The sequence below is a fragment of the Arthrobacter celericrescens genome, from assembly GCF_003614925.1.
GTDB classification, from domain to species: domain Bacteria; phylum Actinomycetota; class Actinomycetes; order Actinomycetales; family Micrococcaceae; genus Arthrobacter; species Arthrobacter celericrescens.
The window spans coordinates 1-1071 of sequence record NZ_QYLP01000047.1 but is presented as its reverse complement, the minus strand read 5'-3'; the positions used below and the strand labels follow the sequence as shown (position 1 = coordinate 1071).

The 1071-nt window shown below is 62.4% G+C and carries 1 protein-coding gene; it reads left to right on the top strand.

What is annotated here, in order from left to right; genetic code table 11:
- Positions 1-99: 99 nt before the first annotated feature.
- Positions 100-1059, top strand: a complete 960-nt coding sequence (locus tag D3654_RS10605; RefSeq protein WP_120521460.1) for an IS481 family transposase — start codon at positions 100-102, stop codon at positions 1057-1059.
- The last annotated feature ends 12 nt before the right edge of the window (positions 1060-1071 follow it).

The window sequence follows — 1071 nt, the reverse complement described above, 5'->3', positions numbered from 1 at the left end:
TGTACTCGGCCATGACGTTGGTGACAGAAGTCTTGAAGTGAGGAGGACCTCCGGGGCTTAGTGGAGGTATCTGACATCTTCACGGCCACGGAGGTCCTCATGTCCCACGCTAATGCCCGATTGACTATTCACGGCAGACTTCTTCTCGTTGCAAGGGTCATTGGTGACCAGCGTCCGGTAGCCCACGTGGCGAAGGAACTGGGTGTTTCCCGGCAATGCGCCCACCGCTGGGTGAAACGGTTCCGGGCCGAGGCTGAGTCCGGCCTCATCGACAGATCCAGCCGTCCTCGCAGGAGTCCGTCCAGGACCAGCGCCGAGCGGGAGGACGCTGTGATTGCGGCCCGGACCCAGCTCAGATGCGGGCCGGCGCGGTTGAGCCGTGCCACCGGGATCCCCGAACGAACGATCTCGCGGATCCTCGTCCGACGGGGGCTGCCGCCTCTGGCGGCCTGCGACCCTGTTACCGGGGCGCTCATCCGGGCCACCCGGGCAACGGCGGTCCGCTACGAACGCCAACACCCGGGCGAGCTGATTCATGTGGACGTGAAGAAACTCGGGAGAATCCCTGAAGGCGGGGGCTGGCGGGCCCATGGCCGCTCGGAAAAAGTCCGCGGGCGGGGCATTGGATTCGACTACATCCACGCAGCCATCGACGACCGTACCCGCCTGGCCTACGCCGAAATCCATCCGGACGAAAAAGGCACAACCGCTGCTGGTTTCCTCCTTCGAGCTGCAGAGTTTTTCAAAGCCCGGGGCATCGGGAAAATTGAACGCATCATCACCGACAATGCCTTCGCCTACAGGAACTCCACCGCATTCAAGACCGCCGCAGCGCAGATCGGCGCGCAACAGCGGTTCATCAAACCTCACTGCCCCTGGACGAACGGCAAGATCGAGCGCTTCAACCGGACCTTGGCAGCCGAATGGGCCTACGCCAGACCATTCACCAGCAACACCGAAAGAGCTGCAGCACTTGCCCCCTGGCTGAACTACTACAACACTGAACGCATCCACGCCGCCATCAAGGACACCCCGATCACACGAGTGTCACCAACCTAATGGCCGAGTACA

Excerpts from the sequence above, each read along its gene's own strand:
- D3654_RS10605 (WP_120521460.1), top strand. The coding sequence starts at position 100 with ATGTCCCACGCTAATGCCCGATTGACTATTCACGGCAGACTTCTTCTC.